Annotated in this window: 1 protein-coding gene; it reads left to right on the top strand. The window is 69.5% G+C overall.

Annotated features, from left to right (window positions below):
• Positions 1-34 precede the first annotated feature (34 nt).
• Positions 35-2,076 (top strand): beta strand repeat-containing protein (locus C7C56_RS28515; protein ID WP_219933081.1); only part of this gene is annotated, 2,042 nt, incomplete at its 3' end.

Here is a 2,076-nt window from a genome sequence, read left to right as displayed (position 1 = left end):
CGGCAACATCCTGCTGCAGGCAAGCACGGGCGCCTTGACCCTCAACAGCGCGATCGCCAGTGGCACGGGCGCGATCAGCCTGGTCGCCCAGTTGGCGCTGAGCCAAAAGGCCGGCATCTCGACCGGCGGCAGCGGCAGCATCGACGTCAATTCGGTAACCGCCAGCATCAGCATGGACGACGGCAGCATGACCACCGCCGTCAATGGCAACATCCGCTACGCGGCATTGGGCGGCTTGACGCTGGGCGCGCTGAGCACCGGCGGCAACGTCAGCCTTGGCGCTTCAAGCATCAGCGATTCGGGCAGCCTCGATGTCGATGTCAGCGCCAACGCGCTGCGCATTGCCACCACGGGAATGGGTGCCGGCGACGGCGCCGGGACGGCAACGTCGCACCTGCAAATCGCGGTCGGCACCCTGGCGGCCAATGTGGCCGGCCTGGGCGGCCTGTACCTCGACGAGACGGACGCCATCGTCGTCGACGCGCTCGCCAGCATCGGCGTGGCGCGTGTCAACGCCGACGGCACCACCGCGCTTGTGAGCGACGCCTCGATGTCCGACCTCGTGTCGGGCGGCAACCTCGTGCTCGTCACGGGCGCCGGCAACATCACCCTCAACGACGGCCTCGTCAACGGTGCGAGCGTGACTGCGGCGGGCAATCTGCTGCTGCAAGCGGGCGGCGCGGCGTCGGACCTGATGGTCAATGCGTCGCTGCTGAGTTCGGGCGGCAATATCAGCCTCGACGCCGGACGCGACATCGTGCAAAACGCCGCGATCGGCGCAGCCATGGCTGCCAAATCGGTCGACCTGCTCGCCGGCGGCAACATCACCATGGCCAACGGCACCAGCCTTGCGGCCAATGGTGGCAACATTCTGCTGCAGGCGGGCGGCAACGTGACGGTCGAGCTGATCACGGCCGGCGGCGGCAGCGTCGGCATCACCGCCACGCTTGGCGGCATCATCGACGGGGACGCGGCGCCAGCCGAGACCGAAATCGACATCGTCGCCTCAAGCCTGCAACTGAGCGCGGCCATCGGCATCGGCAGCGGCGCCAACGCGCTCGAAACCACGGTTGGCACGCTCAGCGCGCAAACGGGCGCGGGCGGCTTGTTCCTCATCGAAAGTGACGGACTGACGGTCGGCGCGGTCACGGTGCAGGCGAACCGGGTCGGCGCCGATGGCGCCGCCACGGCAACGCTGAACGCGGCCCAGGCCAACTTCTCCAGCCTGGCCGGCGGCTCGCTCGTGTTGGTCACCAACACCGGCGACCTGCTTGTCAATAACATCGTCAGCGCGAATGGCGGCGGCAACATCCTGCTGCGGGCAAGCACGGGCGCACTGGCGCTCAACACGGCCATCAGCAGCGGCACCGGCTCGATCAGCCTGGTCGCGCAAACGGCGATCGGCCAGAAGGCCGCCATCACGACGGCGGGCGGCGGCAGCATCGACGTCCACGCCACGGCAGGCGGCATCGCCATGGACGACGGCACGGTGACCACGGCCGTTGGCGGCAACATCCGCTACGTGGCGGCGAGCACGCTGACCTTGGGCGCGCTGAGCACGGGCGGCAGCGTCAGCCTGGGCGCCTCGAGCATCAGCGATTCGGGCACCACGGACCTCGATGTCGGCGCCAGTTCGCTGCGCATCGTCACCACCGGAACCGGCGCCGGCGACGGCGCCGGCACGGCAACGGCGCACCTGCAAATCGCGGTCGGCAGCCTGGCGGCGAACGTGGCCGGCATGGGCGGCCTGTACCTCGCCGAAACCGACGCCATCGTCGTCGACGCGCTCGCCAGCATCGGCGTGGCGCGGGTGAACGCCGACGGCTCGACCGCGCTTGTGAGCGACGCCTCGATGTCCGACCTCGTGTCGGGCGGCAACCTGGTGCTCGTCACGGGCGCCGGCGGCATCACCCTCAACGACGGGATCGTCAACGGCACCAGCGTGAGCGCGGCGGGCAACCTGTTGCTGCAAGCGGGCGGCGCGACCTCCGACATCGCCGTCAACGCGGCGCTGCTGAGCACAGGCGGCAACATCAGCCTCAACGCCGGGCGCGACCTGCTGATTGGCAGCAGCGT

The sequence above is a fragment of the Massilia glaciei genome (assembly GCF_003011895.2).
Taxonomy (GTDB): Bacteria; Pseudomonadota; Gammaproteobacteria; order Burkholderiales; family Burkholderiaceae_D; genus Telluria_A; species Telluria_A glaciei.
The sequence above is the reverse complement of the archived record's forward strand: the minus strand, read 5'-3'. Positions and strand labels throughout refer to the sequence as shown.